This is a genomic window from Kaistia soli DSM 19436 (assembly GCF_900129325.1).
Classification (GTDB): Bacteria; Pseudomonadota; Alphaproteobacteria; order Rhizobiales; family Kaistiaceae; genus Kaistia; species Kaistia soli.
The window spans coordinates 1,473,360-1,490,204 of sequence record NZ_FQUP01000001.1 but is presented as its reverse complement, the minus strand read 5'-3'; the positions used below and the strand labels follow the sequence as shown (position 1 = coordinate 1,490,204).

Here is a 16,845-nt window from a genome sequence, read left to right as displayed (position 1 = left end):
AGCCATCGACTAGATCATCGCCGGCCGGAATGTCCCGATCTCGGTCGTGATGCCGTGGGCGGCAGTGAACGCCGCACGATCGACCCCGCCGGCCGCGGCGGCAGCGGCAAGCACGGTGTCGGCAGCATCGAGCGCGGCCTGATCGGCCCAGGCGGCGATGGTGACATAGTTGAATCGGCCAGGGCCGCCCTGCTGCTCATAGGCATGCTGGGAGACGAGCCCCGGTTGCTGCTGCACCAGTTGCTTCACTTCGGCCGCGCGCTGGAGAAAAGCGGCGCGCGCACCCTCTGGCACGGCAAGACAGGCGATCCGGTAGACGGGCGACGAGGAAGCAGACGCAAGATCGGACATGACGGGCTCCATCACTTGAGAACAACACGCCATATATATGCGTGCATCACGCATGTATATGACTCAATCATATATATCGTCAAGCGATGGCAGGCGTGGGACTTCGTGCTAGATCGACAGGATGAACGCGCCTGACAAATCCGCCGACGTCGACGAAGCCGGCGAGGCAAGCCGCAGCGCCGCTGTGGCTGAGATCGATGCTGCGCTCGGCAAGCTGCGCCGCTCCATGGCGCGGCGCTCGCTCGGCCGACGCGTGCTCGACGAACTCGGCCTGGCGATCGAACCGGCTCTCGTCGAAGTGGTCGACATCATCGCGGAATCGAACGCATCCGAACCGGGTGGCGTCGCGATCGGCACGGTGGCGGCGCGGCTTGACGTCGACCCGTCGCAGGCGAGTCGCCTCGTCGCAGAATGCGTCCGCGCCGGTTTCGTCCAGCGCCTCGCCTCGCCCGGCGATGGACGGCGCAGCGTCCTTGAACTCACGCCGGCAGGCCTTGAACTCATCGCCGCGACGCGGCGCCAGAAACGCGCGCTGCTGCTCGGTCATGTCACGGGCTGGAGCGACGACGAGCTTGCTCGCTTCGCCGAACTGCTGGCCCGCTTCGCGACGCTTGCGCGCGGCTGAACCGGTGGTGGCCGCGATTGCGGCATGACTGCCGCATTCCTGCCGCGACAATGTGCGCATCGCCGCTGCCGTCTCTGGACATTGAAGGCCGGCGATGGCTAAACAGCTTCACGTGTCATGGGCGTGCTGACCGCGCCCCGGCCGTGTCTGTTCGGCCGCGCCTGCGGCCCAAGCCCGGGGCCGCAAGGCGAAGGGGAACGGGCTGCGGCCTTAGGGATGAGAGGGGATTTTATCTTGGCACACAGCGCTGCGGCACAGCCGACCCGACGCGACTTTCTCTACATCGCGACCGGCGCAGTCGGGGCGGTCGGTCTGGCGGCGACCGTCTGGCCGTTCATCAACCAGATGAACCCGGACGCATCAGCGCTCGCGCTCGCCTCGTCCGAAGTCGACATCTCCTCGCTGAAGGAAGGCGAGTCGGTCACGGTGAAGTGGCGCGGCAAGCCGGTCGTGGTGCGCAACCGCACCGCCAAGGAAATCGCCGACGCCAAGGCCGCGCCGCTTTCGGACCTCAAGGATCCGGTCGCCCGCAATGCGAACCTGCCCGACGACGCCCCCGCGACCGACGCCAATCGCGCCGCGACGGGCAAGGAAAACTGGTTCGTGATGGTCAATGTCTGCACCCATCTTGGCTGCATTCCGCTCGGCCAGGAAGGCGAATACAATGGCTGGTTCTGCCCTTGCCATGGCTCCGTCTACGACACCGCGGGACGCATCCGCAAAGGACCGGCGCCCGAGAACATGGCCATTCCGGTCTATTCATTCATGACCGACACCAAGATCAAGATCGGCTGACGGGAGCACCACGCAACCATGTCCGGACCTTCGACCTATCAGCCGCAGCACCCCGCCTTGAAGTGGCTCGAGGCGCGCCTGCCCATCATCGGGCTGGTGCACTCGTCCTTCATCGTGTTCCCAAACCCGCGCAATCTGAACTATTTCTGGACCTTCGGCGGCATCCTCGCCTTCATGCTGGTCGCCCAGATCGCCACCGGCGTCGTGCTGGCGATGCACTACACCGCCCATGTCACGCTGGCCTTCAATTCGGTTGAAGGCATCATGCGCGATGTGAACAGCGGCTGGATGCTTCGCTACCTGCACGCCAATGGCGCGTCGATGTTCTTCATCGCCGTGTACATTCACATCTTCCGTGGCCTTTATTACGGCTCCTACAAGTCGCCTCGCGAGGTCCTTTGGATCCTCGGCATGATCATCTTCCTGCTGATGATGGCGACCGGCTTCATGGGCTACGTGCTTCCCTGGGGACAGATGTCCTTCTGGGGCGCGACCGTGATCACCAATCTCTTCGGCGCCATCCCGCTGGTCGGCGGCTCGATCGTCACCTGGCTCTGGGGCGGCTTCTCGGTCGACAACCCGACGCTGAATCGCTTCTTCGCGCTGCATTACCTGCTGCCGTTCATGATCGCCGGCGTCGTGGTGCTGCATATCTGGGCGCTGCACATCCCCGGCTCGAACAATCCGACCGGCGTTTCGGTCAAGGACAAGCAGGACACCCTGCCCTTCCACCCGTATTTCACGGTGAAGGACCTTCTCGGCATCGTCGTATTCCTGATCGTTTACAGCTATTTCGTCTTCTACATGCCGAACTACATGGGCCACGCGGATAACTATATCGAGGCGAACCCGCTCGTCACGCCGGCGCATATCGTTCCCGAATGGTACTTCCTGCCGTTCTACGCGATCCTGCGCTCGATCCCGGACAAGCTGGCCGGCGTCATCGCGATGTTCGGCGCCATTGCCGTCCTGTTCGTCGTGCCCTGGCTCGATACGTCCAAGGTCCGCTCGGCGAATTTCCGCCCGCTCTATCGCCAGTTCTTCTGGATCTGGGCGGTGGTGGCGGTCGGGCTCGGCTATATCGGCGCCATGCCTCCGGAAGGTGGCTATCTGATCGCCGGTCGCATTCTGACGGTCTATTACTTCGCGCATTTCCTGATCATCCTGCCGCTGCTTGGCCTCTTCGAGAAGCCTAAGCCGCTGCCGGCCTCGATCACGGAATCGGTTCTCGGCCATGGTGGGGCGGCTGTTACGGCCGGTGCACCCTCTGCGCCGCAGACCAAGTGAGCGTGGGACAGGAAACGGATCGATGACGATGAAAACCTTGTCCACGAAGCTCGCTGGCCTCGGCCTTGGCGTGATGCTCGCGGTGTCGGCGCTTGGCGCCGGTGCGGCCATCGCATCCGAAGAAGGCGGCGAGAGCGCACAGCCGACGCATTTCCCGATCCTGAAGCCGACGCTGGAGCCCTGGTCCTTCGCCGGCCTCTTCGGAAGCTACGATACCGCGCAGCTGCAGCGCGGCTATCAGGTCTACAAGGAGGTCTGCTCGAGCTGTCACTCGATGCATCTGCTCTCCTTCCGCAACCTGGCGCAGCCGGGCGGTCCGAGCTTCACCGAGGCGCAGGCCCGCACGGTCGCGGCGAGCTACCAGGTGCAGGACGGCCCGAACGATGCGGGCGATATGTTCGAGCGGCCCGGCCGGCTTTCAGACCGCTTCCCCTCGCCCTTCCCCAATCCGCAGGCGGCAGCCGCTGCCAACAATGGCAAGGCCCCGCCGGACCTGTCGCTGATGGCCAAGGCCCGCGCCGTCGAGCGCGGCTTCCCCTGGTTCGTCCTCGACCTGTTCACGCAGTATGAAGAAGGCGGCCCGGACTATATCCACAGCCTGCTGACGGGATACAAGGAGCCGCCTGCCGGCCTGCAGATCCCGCCAGGCCTGCACTACAATCCGCACTTCCTCAGCGGCCCCGCGATCGCCATGCCGCCGCCGCTGTCGGAAGGCCAGGTGACCTATACCGATGGCACGCCGCAGACGGTGGACCAGTATTCGCGTGACGTGTCCGCGTTCCTGATGTGGGCGGCCGAACCGCATCTCGACGCACGCAAGCGCGCCGGCTTCCAGGTCATCATCTTCCTGGTCGTCTTCGCCGGGCTGCTCTACTACACGAAGAGGAAGATCTGGTCGAAGGTCGCCCACTAAAGCGACACGCGTCCACTAGCTTTCAAAGCGCCGCGGCTCCTCCTGAAGGGACGAGCCGCGGCGTTTTTCTTTGCCCGGCGCGCGGCCTTTGGAGCCAATCGGCATCGCCCGACCGAAGCCCGGCGATCGCTCTCTCGTTTCGCTGTCGGTGCCGGGCCACCAGCCTGATGAAACCGAGCGGCCGGACCCGCTACTGCTGCGCGCCAATCATCGACTGAAGGCGCCGCCGCAGCGCTGGCTCGTCCGGGCGGAAATCCTCGGCCAGCCACCAGCGCTCGAGATCGCGGAGAATGACACCGACCGCCGGGCCTCGCCCGACGCCGAGATCGACGACATCGCGACCGCTGAGCGGGAAGGCTGGCGGCGTGAACGCCGCGATGGCGGCGCGACGCGCGGCGATCTCGTGCGCGGACAGCCGGTTGCGGGCAGCGAGCAGTGTCAGCCCGCCGAGCACGGCCTCGCGGCCGCGCCGATAGACCGAGACGCGATCCGTGACTGTGCTACCGGCGAGAAGCGCCTCCGCCTCTGCCAGGGCATCGGTCATCCGGTCGCGCTCGCGATTTGAGAGGCGGAAGCGACGAACGGTGCGGTCGACATCCTCCTGCACACGGGCGAGCAGCACTGCGAAACGGAGGCTCGCGTCGGCTGGCGCGGCGGCATCGACGACAAGACGGTCGAAGCCGCCGAGATCGCCCACCCCTGCTGCAACAAGCGGCAGGATGCCGCCTTCCTGCATGACCCGTAGCGTCGTCGCCGCGCCGGGCGCCATGACCAGCTTGCGCATTTCCTGGCCGATGCGCTCGGCGGAAAGCCCGCCAAGGTCATGACGCGCACGGATCGCGGCCGAAAGGCCTTCGGCATCGGGAGCGCCGGTGCCATAGGCGGCGTGGAAACGGAAGAAGCGCAACACGCGCAGGCGATCCTCGGCGATGCGCTCGTCCGCGGCACCGATAAAGCGCACCCGCCTAGCGGCGATGTCTGCAAGCCCGCCGACAGTGTCATAGAGGCGGCCTTCGGCGTCGACCGAGAGCGCGTTGATTGTGAAATCGCGCCGGGCGGCATCTGCAGCCCAATCCGAGCCGAAGCGCACGACCGCGTGACGGCCATCCGTCTCGATATCCTCGCGCAGCGTCGTCACCTCGACGACACGGTGGCGCCCGATCAAGGTGACGGTGCCATGCTCGACCCCGGTCGGTGCCGATCTCAGACCGGCGGCGTCGGCGCGAGCGATGACCGCATCGGGCAGCAGCGTCGTCGCGATGTCGATATCGCCGGTGACGGGATAGCCCATCAGTTCGTTACGCACGGCGCCGCCAATGACGCGTGCCTCGCCGCCATCGGCGGAAAGGAGGCGCAACACGTCGACAACGAGCGGATCCGACAGGAATGAAGCGCCGGCAAGAGAGGGTTCGGTCATTCGGAATCAGTCACTCGAAATTGCCGGGAACAAGCTGCCCGTTCTCCATCCGGGCAGGATGATAGACGCGGCCGGCATCGCCGCCGGAGAAGGAAACCAAAACGGCGATCGCCAGCAGCATTGCGAGCGCTCCGGCGCCTGAAAGACGCAGCAGAACGACGGTCGGCCAGGCTTCGCTTCCAGGCGCCGCTCCGTGGCGGACGAAGCGCCACAGCCCATAAGCGAGGAAGGGCAGCAGGAAGCAGAGTATCGTGAAGCCGAGGAAACGCAGCATGGTCAGGCGAACACTCGCTCATACAGCCCGCGGATGATCCCGGCGGTGATGCCCCAGATATAGTGTTCGTCATAGGGCATCTCATAAAAGAAATGCCGCGCCCCGTCCCACTCACGGCTGCCACGCCGATGATTCTCGGGCGTCATCAGGAAAGCGAGCGGCACTTCGAATGCCGCCTCGACCTCGTCGGGGTTGAGTCGCAGCTGCAGCGCGGGATCAACCCGGGCAACGACCGGCGTGATGTGATAGCCGGTCGGGGCGATATAGGGGTCGAGACGCCCAATAGGCTGGACGAGGCGCGGATCGAGACCGACCTCTTCCTCCGCCTCGCGCATCGCCGCCTCCGCCACACCGGCGTCGCCGGGATCGATCTGGCCGCCGGGGAATGAAATCTGGCCGGCATGCTTGCGCAGGCGTGTCGTCCGCCGCGTCATCAAAACGGTCGGGGCCTCGCGGGCGACGATCGGGATCAGCACAGCGGCGGCCTTCGGCCTGAAGCCATGCGGCGGATGGAATTCGGGGTTGAGCACACGCTCGGCAACGCCGCTGCCGCCGATCGGAATCAACAGCCTTTGCGCCCGCGCAAAAACGCGATCAGGCCGGAAGCGATCATCTTCGACCAAGACCGTCATGCGCTTGTAGCCATCCCGGCATCGCCGATGACGAAGAATTGACCAGCGGACATCACGCCGAGCCGACCATCGCTGACGATCGCCCTGTCTGCGAGGTCGGCAGCAACGGCACGCGTCAGCCGGGCCTCGAGACCAGCGCGGACTGTCAGATAGGGAATGAACGGCGCATCGGGTCCGCCGCCTGCAACGCGCAGCGGATGATCGCAATCGAGCCTGACCGCCTCGCCAATATTGGTCGCGAAGACGAGCGCGGGCGGCCGGCTGCGATCATCCTCCACCAGATCAATCGCCAGGAACGGGGCGTCCTCGACGGTGATCATCAGCTTTTCATGCGGCGTGACCAGCACATAGGTCCCGTCGGCTTCGCGACGGAGAACCGTGGCGAAGAGGCGCACCAAAGCAGCGCGCTCGATCCGCCCGCCTTCATGATGCCAATCGCCGTTGCGATCAATGATGATGTCGATCCGGCCACAATGGGCCGGATTCCAGCGCTCGACCGGGGCTGGCCGAAAGTCCGTCAGGAGCGCTTCAAGCCGGGCCATTGGCACGGGTGCAGGGCTTCCTTCCGTCACGGTCATGGTTTCGCCTTGCTTTGACCCTGCCATGATCCGGCATTTCCCTTGCACCGGCGGCTGGCGCCGGCGAACCGATCTGCGAAGATGCGTGCGCGGTGCTTCGCGCTTGGCGCTCGCCGTCACGACAACAGAAACTATATGGGCCGACATGAGCGCGTTCAATCAGACACACCTCGCCGACCCCGATCCCGCCGCCATCGTCGCCGAGGCCGATGCGGCGGTAGCGACCATCAAGGCGGCCCGCGCCGCGATCGGCCAGTTGATCTATGGCCAGGAGCAGGTCGTCGAGCGCGTGATGGTCACGCTGCTGTCCGGCGGACACGGCCTTCTCGTCGGCGTGCCGGGCCTTGCGAAGACCAAGCTGGTCGAGACGCTGGGCATCGTGCTCGGTCTCGATGAGCGGCGTGTCCAGTTCACGCCGGACCTGATGCCGTCCGATATTCTCGGTTCCGAGGTCATGGACCAGGACGCCGAGGGTCGACGCGCTTTCCGTTTCCTGAAGGGCCCGGTATTCGCCCAGCTCCTGATGGCCGATGAAATCAACCGCGCCAGCCCGCGCACGCAATCGGCGCTGCTGCAGGCCATGCAGGAATATCACGTCACGATTGCCGGCCAACGCTACGATCTGCCGGCGCCCTTCCATGTGCTCGCGACGCAGAATCCGCTGGAGCAGGAAGGTACCTACCCGCTTCCCGAAGCCCAGCTCGATCGCTTCCTGCTGCAGATCGACGTGCTCTATCCCGACATCGAGGCCGAGCGGCGCATGCTGTTCGAGACGACGGGAACCAGCGACGCCGTGGCGACACGCGTCATGACGGCCGAGGGCCTGCGTGAGATCCAGCAACTCGTCCGCCGCCTGCCGGTCGGGACCAGCGTCGTCGAGGCGATTCTCGAACTCGTCCGCTCGGCGCGGCCGGGCGGGACAACCGACAAGAAGCTGGCCGACGCGATTGCCTGGGGTCCGGGGCCGCGTGCCAGCCAGGCGCTAATGCTCGCCGTGCGCGCCCGCGCTCTGATCGACGGCCGCTACGCGCCATCCATCGACGATGTGCTCGCGCTCGCCGAGCCCGTGCTTCAGCATCGCATGAGCCTTTCCTTTGCGGCCCGGGCCGATGGCGAGACGGTGCGCGGCGTCATTGGCCGCCTGACGTCACGGATTGGATGACCGGGTGAGCGAAGCGGCTGCCCCAAACGATACCGGTCAAAGACTTGGTCGCGGTCAAGGACTGGGCGTCGGCGCAGGCCGATCGCTCGCCGAAGCGAAGAGCCTTGCCGACAGCCTGCCCGGCCTGCTGGTGGAAGCCCGCCGCATCGCGACGACGGTGCTTGCCGGCTGGCACGGCCGCAGGCGAGCGGGGCCCGGGGAGACCTTCTGGCAGTTCCGCCCCTTTGTCGCCGGCGAAGCGCCGGGCCGCATCGACTGGCGCCGCTCCGCGCGCGATGAACACCTGTATGTGCGCGAGCGAGAATGGGAAGCGGCGCACACGATCTGGCTGTCCGCCGACCTGTCGCAATCCATGGACTTCCGCTCAACGCTCGCCAATGTCTCGAAGCGCGACCGCGCCGTTGTCCTGCTGCTGGCGCTCGCCGAGCTGCTGGCCGGGGCAGGCGAGCGCATCGGGCTGCTCGGCCTCAGCGACCCGGTTCTCGCTCGTAACGCCGCCGAACGTCTCGCCGAGACGCTGGCGATACGAGGCGGCGCGGCAAGCGGCCTGCCCGATACACGGCGGCTGACGCGCTTCTCCGATCTGGTCCTGATCAGCGACCTGCTCGATCCGCTGGCGGAGATCGAGGCGAAGTTCGCCGAATTCTCCCGCGCCGGGGCGACGGTCCATCTGGTCGAGATTCGCGATCCCGTCGAGGAGACCTTCCCCTATGCCGGGCGGGCCGAGTTCCGTGACCCCGAATCGGGCGCCGTCTATCTCGCCGGGCGGGCGGAGCAGATTGCCGACGACTATCGCCGGCATCTCGCGGCACGGCGCGAGCACCTCGCCGCCACCTGCCGCCGCATGGGCTGGACCTATCTCCTGCATCGCACCGATCGCCCGGCGACGGAGCCGCTGCTGGCCCTTCACGCCCGCCTTTCCGATCGGACGCTGGCCGGAGGCGCGGTCTGATGGGCGGCCTTCCGCTCGCTTTTGGGGCGCCGCTCGTCCTGGGCGCGCTCGTGCTGCTGCCAGCGATCTGGTGGTTGCTCAAACTGACGCCGCCCCGCCCGCGCATCGAGACCTTTCCGCCGACCCGCATTCTTGCCGAGATCGTTCCGAAGGAAGAACAGCCGGCGCGAAGCCCCTGGTGGCTGACGGCGCTGCGGCTGCTGCTCGCCGCCCTCGTCATCTTCGCGCTTGCCGCACCGGTCTGGCGCCCCGTCGGCGAAAGCGCGCCCGGCGACGGGCCTCTGTTGCTCGTCCTCGACAATGACTGGGCGGCCGCCCGCGACTGGCCGGCCCGCATCGATACCGCGAAGCGCGTTGCGGCACTCGCCGAGGGAAGCGGCCGGCCCGTGACCCTTGTGGCCACGGCCGAACCGCCCAACCAGGAATTCGCCCCGACGGACGCCCGCTCGGTCGCGGCGAGGCTCGATGCGCTGCAGCCACGACCCTTTGACGCCAACCGCGCCGCGATCGCGTCCGCCATGGCGCCAGGGCTTTCGACGCGGCCCTTCGGCGGGGTCGTCTGGCTGACCAGCGGCCTTGGCAGCAGTGATGCCGAAGGTTTCGCCCGGTTCCTAAACGACAGCGTCAAGGCGCCGGCATCCGTCTATGCGGGGGACGGCAAGACCTTGCTCGGCCTGACGCCGCCGACCATTGGAACCGATGCGCTGACGCTGCCGATCACCCGCAGCGATGGGCGGCTCGCAGGCGCCGGCTTGGTCGAGGCGCGCGACCTGAAAGGTCGTTCGGTCGGCACGGCGCCGTTTGCCTTCAAGGCGGGGGAAACCAAAGCCGACGCGGTGTTCAATCTCCCGGCCGAGCTCCGCAACGAGATTGTCCGCGTCGAGATCGCCGGCAGCGCCACGGTCGGCGCCGTGCAACTGCTCGATGATCGTTTCAAGCGCCGCCGCATCGGCATCGTATCGGGCGGATCGAGCGACAATGCGCAGCCGCTGCTTTCACCGCGCTACTATATCGCCCGCGCCGTGCAGCCCTTCGCCGATGTGATCGAGCCGCGCGACGCCAACGCCGCGACCGCAATCCCGCAGCTCATCGATGCCGGCGCGGCGATCATCGTTCTCGCCGATATCGGCACGCTCACGCCAGATGTCGAACAGCGCCTCAGCAAATGGGTCGAGGATGGCGGCACGCTGCTGCGCTTCGCCGGCCCGCGCCTCGCGGCGGCAACTGCCGATGAGAATACGCTGGTGCCGGTTCGCCTGCGCGAAGGCGGCCGCGTCCTCGGCGGCAGTCTCTCCTGGTCGAGCCCGCAGCCCCTCGCCTCCTTCTCGGAAAACGGACCCTTTGCCGGCATGGCCGTTCCGACCGATGTCACCGTCGTCAGGCAGGTGCTGGCCGAGCCGGACGCCAATCTGGCCGCGCGCACCTGGGCGGCGCTTGGCGATGGCACGCCGCTGGTCACGGCCGGCCGGCTCGGCAAGGGCTGGCTCGTCCTCTTCCATGTCACGGCCGATACGAGCTGGTCCAACCTGCCGCTCTCAGGCAGCTTCGTCGACATGCTGCGCCGCATCGCCGCCTTCTCGACGGTGCCGCTCGCCGCTGCGGACGCGAAGCCCGTCGAGGGCACGGCCGGCGGCGTGATGCTGCCGCCCTGGCGGTTGCTGGACGGCTTCGGCCGCAGTGCCCAAAGTGATCCCTTCGCCCGGCCGCTGGCAGCGACGGCCGAGAACGTGACGCCGAACCGCGATCATCCGCCCGGTCTCTATGGTACGGATGATGCGTTCCGGGCCGTGAACCTCCTGCGAACGGACGCGACGCTGCCTGCCTTCGATGCGTCGCTCGTCAACGGGGCCTCAGTGCAGCCTTATCCAACGACGGCCCCGACCGACCTCTCGCCCTTCCTTCTGCTGGCGGCCTTCGCCTGCCTCATCGCCGATGCACTCGCCGTGCTTTGGCTGAATGGCGGTCTGCGTCTTCGCCGCGCGGTTCCGGCCGCTGTGATTCTGCTCGCTCTTCTTGGCGGTGCGCTGCCGAGGCCAGCCCATGCCGACGCGGCTGCGGACCAGTTCGCGATGGATGCCGTCAATGCGACGCGCCTGGCCTATGTGGTCACTGGCAATGCCGCGATCGACGAAGTCAGCAAGGCGGGCCTCGCCGGCCTCTCGCATGAGCTTGCCAACCGGACGGCCCTCGAGCCGAGCGATCCGATCGGCGTCGACGTCGCCAAGGACGAACTCGCCTTCTTCCCGCTCCTCTACTGGCCGATCGACGCCAGCGCACCGATGCCAACATCCGAAACGCTGGCGCGGATCGATGCCTATATGAAGCAGGGCGGCTCGATCCTGTTCGACACGCGCGACGAGCTTTCCCGCCCGCCCGGCACCGAGGGCTTCGGCGGAACGCCCGAGGCCGAGCGGCTGCGCGCCATGCTGGCCGGGCTCGACATCCCGCCGCTGGAGCCGGTTCCCGGCAACCATGTCCTGACCAAGGCCTTCTATCTTCTCGCCGATTTCCCTGGGCGCTATTCCGGCGGCCCGCTCTGGGTCGAGGCTTCGGCCGCCGATGAAGACCCAGCCGCGGCGGGGGATCGACCTGTCCGACCGGGTGATGGCGTCTCGTCGATCCTCATCACTGAGAACGACCTCGCCGGCGCCTGGGCAACCGACCCTGATGGCCGCTATCTCTATCCGACCGTGCCGCCTGATCCGCGGCAGCGCGAGATGGCCTATCGCACCGGCATCAACATCGTGATGTACACGCTGACGGGCAACTACAAGGCCGATCAGGTCCATGTGCCGGCGCTGCTGGAAAGGCTCGGCCAGTGAACTGGTCCCTCACCTTCGCGCCGCTGATCCCGCTGCCGATCCTGGCCGTGCTGGCGGCTGTCGGCATTCTCGCCATTGCCCCGCTGCTGGTCCGCCGGACGCGCGGCGCGCTGCTCCGCCTTTTGGCGCTCGCAGCGCTTGTGGCGGCGCTCGCAGGCCCGGTCCTGCTGGAAGAGCAGCGCCAATCTCTGCCGACCATCGTCGCCATGGTGGTCGACAAGACGGCGAGCCAGTCGCTGTCGGACCGCACTGCCCTGACCGACGCGATGCGCGCAGAACTCGCCAAGCGGTTCGGCGAACTGCGCAATATCGAACTGCGGACCGTCGAAGTCGGCGGCACGAGCGGCGGCGTTCCAGTCGACGGCACCGAACTCTTCAAAGCGGTGCAGACCGAACTCGCCGACGTCGCGCCGGAACGGATCGGTGCCGTCGTGATGCTGACCGACGGCCAGGTGCATGACGTCCCCGCCAACCCGTCCGAAACGCTCGGCAGCGCGCCGTTGCACGCGCTGATCTCCGGCCGCGCCAACGAGATCGATCGCCAGCTGGCGATCCGCTCGGCGCCCCGCTTCGGCATTGTCGGCGAGAAGCAGGTCATCGACTACACCGTCATAGACAGCGGCACCAATTCATCGGCCCCGGTCAAGGTCACCATTTCACGCGACGGCGAGCCCATCGCCACCGAGATGGTCATCCCCGGCGCCGACAATCGATTTGAAATCGAGATCGCGCATGCCGGGCAGAACATCTACGAATTCGAGGCCGAGCCGCTCGCAGGCGAACTGACGCCAGTCAACAACCGCGCCGCGGCGGTGGTCGACGGCATCCGCGAAAACCTTCGCGTTCTGTTGGTGTCCGGCGAACCGCATGCCGGCGAACGCATCTGGCGCAATCTCCTGAAATCCGACGCGTCGGTCGATCTCGTCCATTTCACCATCCTGCGTCCGCCGGAAAAGCAGGACGGCACGCCGATCGACGAGTTGTCACTCATCGCCTTCCCCACCCGCGAGCTGTTCTCGGTCAAGATCAACCAGTTCGATCTGATCATCTTCGACCGCTACGCCCAGCAGGGCGTGCTGCCGATCCTCTACTTCGACAATATCGCCCGCTATGTCCGCGACGGCGGCGCGCTGCTCGTCGCGTCCGGCCCCGATTATGCCTCGGATAGCAGCCTCTACACGACGCCGCTCGCCGAGGTCCTGCCGGCCGCACCGACGGGCCGGGTCATCGAGAAGCCGTTCACGCCAGAGGTCACGGATCTCGGCAAGCGCCATCCCGTGACGCGCGGCTTGGAGGGCGGCGACACCACGCCGCCACACTGGAGCCGCTGGTTCCGCCAGGTCGAGACCGACAAGCCGACCGGCGAGGTCATCATGAAGGGCGCCGACGGCGATCCGCTGCTGGTGCTCCAACGCGAGGACAAGGGCCGGGTCGCGCTGCTGCTTTCAGACCAGGTTTGGCTCTGGGCCCGCGGCTATGAGGGCGGCGGACCGCATGTCGACCTGCTGCGCCGCCTCGCCCACTGGCTGATGAAGGAACCGGATCTCGAGGAAGAAGCGCTGCGGGCGAGCGCGAATGGCGGCATGCTCAGGATTGAGCGGCAAACGATGCAGGACACGGTCGCGCCTGTGACGACGATTTCGCCGTCCGGCAAGCGCAGCACCGTCACGCTCAATGCTGACGGCCCCGGACGCTTCCGGGCCGATCTGGCAGCAAGCGAAATTGGCCTCTGGCGAGTCGAAGACGGCGAGCATCGCGCCTTTGCGCTGGTCGGTCCGGCCAATCCGCGCGAATTCCAGGACGTCCGCTCCACCCTCGACAAGCTCCAGCCGGTTGCCGAGGCGTCCGGCGGCCAAATCGCCCGCATGGCCGATGCGGACGGCAAGCTGGACGCCCCGCGCGTCGTCCCCGTTCACTCGGGGCGCGCCGTCTCGGGACGCGACTGGATCGGCGTGCGCATGACCGAGGCATCGCTGCTGACCGGCGTCGACCGCATTCCCCTCTTCTCGGGCTTCCTTGGCCTCGCGATCCTGCTCGGCCTTGCCGCCGCCACCTGGTATCGCGAAGGGCGCTGACAGGCCTCAGAGCGCCCTTCGCGCGGGGCCGGTCAATCCGTCCAGCCCCCCCTCGACAAGTGGGCAGGCCAGCACGCGCGCGGGATCGGCGGGGGCTGGCAGCGTGATGCTGTAGGGCGGGACGCGCATGAAGCCGAACGGTCCGTAATACGGCTCGTCACCAACCAGCAGCACCACCTGGTGACCAGCTTCCCGCGCCGCGGCAAGCGCCGTCCGCATCAGCGATTTGCCGGCGCCCCTGCCCTTCCAGCCATCGACCACTGCGAGCGGGCCGAGCAGGATCGCCGGCCGCGCGCCGATCAGGATCGGCGTCAGCCGCACGGACCCGATGAGATCGAGCCCGCTCGTCGCGATGAAGGAAATGGCCGGGTCATGCGGCACGCCCTCGCGGAGCAGCGACGCTGCGCGAGAAAAGCGCCCGGGGCCGAACGAAGCTTCATGCAGCGCTTCGATGGCGGCGTCGTCCGTCGGCCGCTCGGCCTGGACCGTGAAACTGTCGATCTTCATGGAAAAGTGGCTCTCGTCGGAGGGCGCGGTGTCCGACGGAGGCCGCGGATCAGGCGCGACGGAACCGGCAGACGAACAGACAAGCGGCGTCACGCGACGTGAGGTCGCGGCCGTCGCTTCGTCGTCGCAGGGAAAGCCTCGCAGCCATCAGAGGTTCCGAATTTGAGCCGGCAACGCGCATATCACGCGACGCCGCCGCCCGTAAAGCGCCAATCACCAGAACGGGTCGGCCGCTTCGCCGGCGAGGATCTCCGCAAGCCGCCGCCGTGTGGCTGGAGTCGAGTCATCCGGCAGGGACGCGGGATCGAAGAAGCCCGCCTCGGCGATCTCGCGATTGGGGTAGCGCGGCGGGTTCGGCCGGCCAAACCTCCGGCTGACATAGACCAACACATGATCCCGCATGCGGCGCTGGTTGTAATAGATGCCGAACAGCGTCGGCTCGCCGTCCAGCACGATGCCGCCCTCCTCGCGCAATTCGCGACCGAGCGCCTCGATCGCCGTCTCCCGCCGCTCGATGCCGCCGCCGGGGAGGTACCATCCGGGCATATAGCTGTGCCTGACGAGGAAGACCCGGCCGTCGGCGTCGATGCAACACCCGCGAACACCGAGAGTCATGCCGCGCGTCAGCGGCGCAACGGTCCCGGCGAGACGAGCCAAGGCGGACATCACAGTCAAGCAGCACTCTCCGGATGGATAATGGCGGTCGATCGGCAGGATGGCGCAGATCGCGATGGCTTGCCACTGATGATCAGCGGTCTGCCAGGGAGCGCTTTCGCACTGCGTGCGTTGGGACAAGTCGGCGCGGTCGCCCCGGCGCGCTTTCGCCGATGCCGGAAAGGCTCTAATCGATACGACGATGTTCGTTCTCGCCCACCTTTCCGATCCCCATCTCGGCCCCCTCCCCCGCATTCGAGCGCGCGAGCTCGCCTCGAAGCGGGTGCTCGGCTATGTGAACTGGCGGCGCGGCCGCATGCATGCTCTGGCGGGGCCCGTGCTGGCGGGGTTGCTCGACGACCTCATCGCCCACCGGCCCGATCACATTGCGGTGACGGGAGACCTCGTCAATATCGGCCTGCCCGGCGAGATCATCGCGGCGCGCGAATGGCTCGAAGCCTTCGGGCCGCCACATCACATCTCCGTCGTGCCCGGCAATCACGATGCCTATGTGCCGGGTGTCTTGCGCAAGGCGCTTAACGCCTGGGCGCCGTATCTGACCGGCGACAGTCATGCACATCCGGGCGCGGTGGTGTTTCCCTATTTGCGCCGCCGCGGCAATGTCGCCCTCATCGGAGCATCGAGCGCGCGCGCGTCCGCGCCGTTCATGGCGACCGGCCATGTCGACAGCGCCACCTTGCCTCTGCTGCGGGACGAACTGGTGCGCGCGGGCAAGGATGGGCTCTTTCGCGTCGTGATGATCCATCATCCGCCGACGCCGGATGCGACGCCCTGGCACAAGCGCCTCGTCGGCTCCGGCCGCGTGCGGGCCGTCATCCGGGAAGCGGGGGCCGAACTGGTGCTGCACGGTCACACGCATCTCGACAGCCTGGTCGAGATCGAAGGCCGCGACGGACCTGTACCGGTGATTGGCGTCCCCTCAGCATCGAATGCACCCGGCGGCAACAAGCCAGCCGGCCGCTACAATCTGTTCTCGATCGATGGCGAGCCAGGTTCCTGGCGCTGTCAGATGACAGAGCGCGGCTATACGGGCCCCGGCTCAGTGGTCGGCACGATCCGCGAGCGCCAGCTGCGCTGACGGTCGGTCAGCAGCGCTCAGCTCAGCCGACATGCACCCAGGCATAGGCCAGCAGCGCGGCAACGCCGACCAACAGACCACCCAGAAATGCCGACACGATCCAGCCCGGATGCACGCGCGAGCGCGGCGGTGCCGCTTCGACGTTCTCGTGCGTCTTCCGCAGCAGCGCCGATCGCCTGTCAGCCTTGGCCGGCGCTTCGTCCTGGCGCAGGATGCGGTCAGCGAGCCAATCGGCCTCCAACGCGCGCTCGCGTTCGATGATCCGCTCGGCGACATATTGCGTAATGCAGTCCGCCATGTCGTCGAGATCGGCGGTCTCGAGGATCACGGTGCGGCCAAGCCGCGTGTCCTTGACGAACCGATAGGTGCGGCGATCGCGGCCCATGAGGACCATCGAGGTCATGTCGATCCAGAATCGCGGCTGGCTGCCACCCGAAATCTGGAACACGAACTGCTCGTCGCCTTCGGGCACTTCCGCGAAGACGGTCCGTAGTTCGTCGGCCAGCATGTCGAGGCGCGCACGCTCTGCCTCGCGCAATTCGACAACGACGTCGGTGCGCTCGGATTCCGCGACGCGAACCTTGCGGATCGCATCGGTCAGGTTGCGCACGTTCGACGTCGTTCCGCTCCGCCCGCTCGTGTCATTCATAACCTGCTCCGAATTGACGCGAAGTTGTTTAGACTCCGTTTAGCAAATTTGGT

17 protein-coding genes are annotated in these 16,845 nt (G+C 66.8%); 9 read left to right on the top strand and 8 right to left on the bottom strand.

Going from position 1 to position 16,845, the window contains the following annotated elements; genetic code table 11:
• Nucleotides 1-9: 9 nt before the first annotated feature.
• Nucleotides 10-351 carry an antibiotic biosynthesis monooxygenase family protein gene (locus BUB39_RS07285; RefSeq protein ID WP_073052264.1) on the bottom strand — a complete coding sequence of 114 codons (342 nt, stop codon included), beginning with the start codon at nucleotides 349-351 and terminating at the stop codon, nucleotides 10-12.
• Between the two features lie 121 nt (nucleotides 352-472).
• On the opposite strand from BUB39_RS07285, the gene BUB39_RS07280 reads away from it, so the two are divergent.
• From BUB39_RS07280 to BUB39_RS07265, 4 genes are all read left to right on the top strand, one after another.
• The gene (locus BUB39_RS07280; protein ID WP_073052263.1) at nucleotides 473-976 is read left to right on the top strand and encodes a MarR family winged helix-turn-helix transcriptional regulator; all 504 of its coding nucleotides are present in this window, start codon (nucleotides 473-475) and stop codon (nucleotides 974-976) included.
• A gap of 216 nt (nucleotides 977-1,192) precedes the next feature.
• Entirely contained in the window at nucleotides 1,193-1,771 is a 579-nt protein-coding gene (petA, locus tag BUB39_RS07275) for a ubiquinol-cytochrome c reductase iron-sulfur subunit (RefSeq protein WP_073052262.1), read from the top strand.
• A gap of 18 nt (nucleotides 1,772-1,789) precedes the next feature.
• Nucleotides 1,790-3,058, top strand: coding sequence for a cytochrome b (locus tag BUB39_RS07270; protein ID WP_073052261.1), 1,269 nt, complete (start codon nucleotides 1,790-1,792; stop codon nucleotides 3,056-3,058).
• Between the two features lie 28 nt (nucleotides 3,059-3,086).
• Nucleotides 3,087-3,971 (top strand): cytochrome c1, encoded by an 885-nt coding sequence (locus tag BUB39_RS07265; RefSeq protein ID WP_084527160.1) that lies wholly within the window; start codon nucleotides 3,087-3,089, stop codon nucleotides 3,969-3,971.
• 190 nt (nucleotides 3,972-4,161) lie between these two features.
• Here BUB39_RS07265 and BUB39_RS07260 read toward each other — a convergent pair whose 3' ends face one another.
• The 4 genes from BUB39_RS07260 to BUB39_RS07245 are packed head-to-tail and all read right to left on the bottom strand — an operon-like array spanning nucleotide 4,162 to nucleotide 6,899.
• Complete coding sequence (locus BUB39_RS07260; protein ID WP_073052260.1) at nucleotides 4,162-5,388, bottom strand: CCA tRNA nucleotidyltransferase; 1,227 nt, start codon at nucleotides 5,386-5,388, stop codon at nucleotides 4,162-4,164.
• 10 nt (nucleotides 5,389-5,398) lie between these two features.
• Nucleotides 5,399-5,662: a DUF6111 family protein gene (locus BUB39_RS07255; protein ID WP_073052259.1), complete on the bottom strand. Its 264-nt coding sequence runs from the start codon at nucleotides 5,660-5,662 to the stop codon at nucleotides 5,399-5,401.
• A gap of 2 nt (nucleotides 5,663-5,664) precedes the next feature.
• Complete coding sequence (locus BUB39_RS07250) at nucleotides 5,665-6,294, bottom strand: CoA pyrophosphatase (protein WP_073052258.1); 630 nt, start codon at nucleotides 6,292-6,294, stop codon at nucleotides 5,665-5,667.
• Nucleotides 6,291-6,899, bottom strand: coding sequence for a DUF1285 domain-containing protein (locus BUB39_RS07245; RefSeq protein ID WP_084526960.1), 609 nt, complete (start codon nucleotides 6,897-6,899; stop codon nucleotides 6,291-6,293). The genes BUB39_RS07250 and BUB39_RS07245 overlap by 4 nt, the downstream gene beginning before the upstream one ends.
• 118 nt (nucleotides 6,900-7,017) lie before the next feature.
• Here BUB39_RS07245 and BUB39_RS07240 point away from each other — a divergent pair, with 118 nt between their 5' ends.
• The 4 genes from BUB39_RS07240 to BUB39_RS07225 all read left to right on the top strand — a co-directional run bounded on the left by BUB39_RS07240 (nucleotide 7,018) and on the right by BUB39_RS07225 (nucleotide 13,883).
• Nucleotides 7,018-8,034, top strand: a complete 1,017-nt coding sequence (locus BUB39_RS07240) for an AAA family ATPase (RefSeq protein WP_073052852.1) — start codon at nucleotides 7,018-7,020, stop codon at nucleotides 8,032-8,034.
• Between the two features lie 61 nt (nucleotides 8,035-8,095).
• Complete coding sequence (locus BUB39_RS07235) at nucleotides 8,096-8,986, top strand: DUF58 domain-containing protein (protein WP_073052851.1); 891 nt, start codon at nucleotides 8,096-8,098, stop codon at nucleotides 8,984-8,986.
• Entirely contained in the window at nucleotides 8,986-11,808 is a 2,823-nt protein-coding gene (locus tag BUB39_RS07230; RefSeq protein WP_073052257.1) for a DUF4159 domain-containing protein, read from the top strand. Before BUB39_RS07235 ends, BUB39_RS07230 begins: the two co-directional genes overlap by 1 nt.
• On the top strand, nucleotides 11,805-13,883 hold the full coding sequence (locus tag BUB39_RS07225; protein ID WP_073052256.1) for a hypothetical protein: 2,079 nt from the start codon (nucleotides 11,805-11,807) through the stop codon (nucleotides 13,881-13,883). The genes BUB39_RS07230 and BUB39_RS07225 overlap by 4 nt, the downstream gene beginning before the upstream one ends.
• 6 nt (nucleotides 13,884-13,889) lie before the next feature.
• On the opposite strand, the gene BUB39_RS07220 is transcribed toward BUB39_RS07225, so the two are convergent.
• Entirely contained in the window at nucleotides 13,890-14,390 is a 501-nt protein-coding gene (locus BUB39_RS07220; protein WP_073052255.1) for a GNAT family N-acetyltransferase, read from the bottom strand.
• 213 nt (nucleotides 14,391-14,603) lie between these two features.
• A complete protein-coding gene (locus BUB39_RS07215; protein ID WP_084526956.1) occupies nucleotides 14,604-15,056 on the bottom strand; it encodes an NUDIX domain-containing protein in 453 nt (150 codons plus the stop codon).
• 190 nt (nucleotides 15,057-15,246) lie between these two features.
• Here BUB39_RS07215 and BUB39_RS07210 point away from each other — a divergent pair, with 190 nt between their 5' ends.
• The gene (locus tag BUB39_RS07210) at nucleotides 15,247-16,143 is read left to right on the top strand and encodes a metallophosphoesterase family protein (protein ID WP_073052254.1); all 897 of its coding nucleotides are present in this window, start codon (nucleotides 15,247-15,249) and stop codon (nucleotides 16,141-16,143) included.
• Between the two features lie 22 nt (nucleotides 16,144-16,165).
• On the opposite strand, the gene BUB39_RS07205 is transcribed toward BUB39_RS07210, so the two are convergent.
• Nucleotides 16,166-16,792, bottom strand: coding sequence for a hypothetical protein (locus BUB39_RS07205; protein WP_073052253.1), 627 nt, complete (start codon nucleotides 16,790-16,792; stop codon nucleotides 16,166-16,168).
• Nucleotides 16,793-16,845 lie beyond the last annotated feature (53 nt).

Bases quoted from the DNA above. Each gene is read 5' to 3' on its own strand.
- BUB39_RS07255 (WP_073052259.1), bottom strand. From the start codon at position 5,662: ATGCTGCGTTTCCTCGGCTTCACGATACTCTGCTTCCTGCTGCCCTTC.
- BUB39_RS07285 (WP_073052264.1), bottom strand. From the start codon at position 351: ATGTCCGATCTTGCGTCTGCTTCCTCGTCGCCCGTCTACCGGATCGCC.
- BUB39_RS07265 (WP_084527160.1), top strand. From the start codon at position 3,087: ATGAAAACCTTGTCCACGAAGCTCGCTGGCCTCGGCCTTGGCGTGATG.
- BUB39_RS07215 (WP_084526956.1), bottom strand. From the start codon at position 15,056: ATGTCCGCCTTGGCTCGTCTCGCCGGGACCGTTGCGCCGCTGACGCGC.
- BUB39_RS07250 (WP_073052258.1), bottom strand. From the start codon at position 6,294: ATGACGGTCTTGGTCGAAGATGATCGCTTCCGGCCTGATCGCGTTTTT.
- BUB39_RS07210 (WP_073052254.1), top strand. From the start codon at position 15,247: ATGTTCGTTCTCGCCCACCTTTCCGATCCCCATCTCGGCCCCCTCCCC.
- BUB39_RS07220 (WP_073052255.1), bottom strand. From the start codon at position 14,390: ATGAAGATCGACAGTTTCACGGTCCAGGCCGAGCGGCCGACGGACGAC.
- petA (WP_073052262.1), top strand. From the start codon at position 1,193: ATGAGAGGGGATTTTATCTTGGCACACAGCGCTGCGGCACAGCCGACC.
- BUB39_RS07280 (WP_073052263.1), top strand. From the start codon at position 473: ATGAACGCGCCTGACAAATCCGCCGACGTCGACGAAGCCGGCGAGGCA.
- BUB39_RS07230 (WP_073052257.1), top strand. From the start codon at position 8,986: ATGGGCGGCCTTCCGCTCGCTTTTGGGGCGCCGCTCGTCCTGGGCGCG.
- BUB39_RS07205 (WP_073052253.1), bottom strand. From the start codon at position 16,792: ATGAATGACACGAGCGGGCGGAGCGGAACGACGTCGAACGTGCGCAAC.
- BUB39_RS07270 (WP_073052261.1), top strand. From the start codon at position 1,790: ATGTCCGGACCTTCGACCTATCAGCCGCAGCACCCCGCCTTGAAGTGG.
- BUB39_RS07240 (WP_073052852.1), top strand. From the start codon at position 7,018: ATGAGCGCGTTCAATCAGACACACCTCGCCGACCCCGATCCCGCCGCC.
- BUB39_RS07245 (WP_084526960.1), bottom strand. From the start codon at position 6,899: ATGGCAGGGTCAAAGCAAGGCGAAACCATGACCGTGACGGAAGGAAGC.
- BUB39_RS07260 (WP_073052260.1), bottom strand. From the start codon at position 5,388: ATGACCGAACCCTCTCTTGCCGGCGCTTCATTCCTGTCGGATCCGCTC.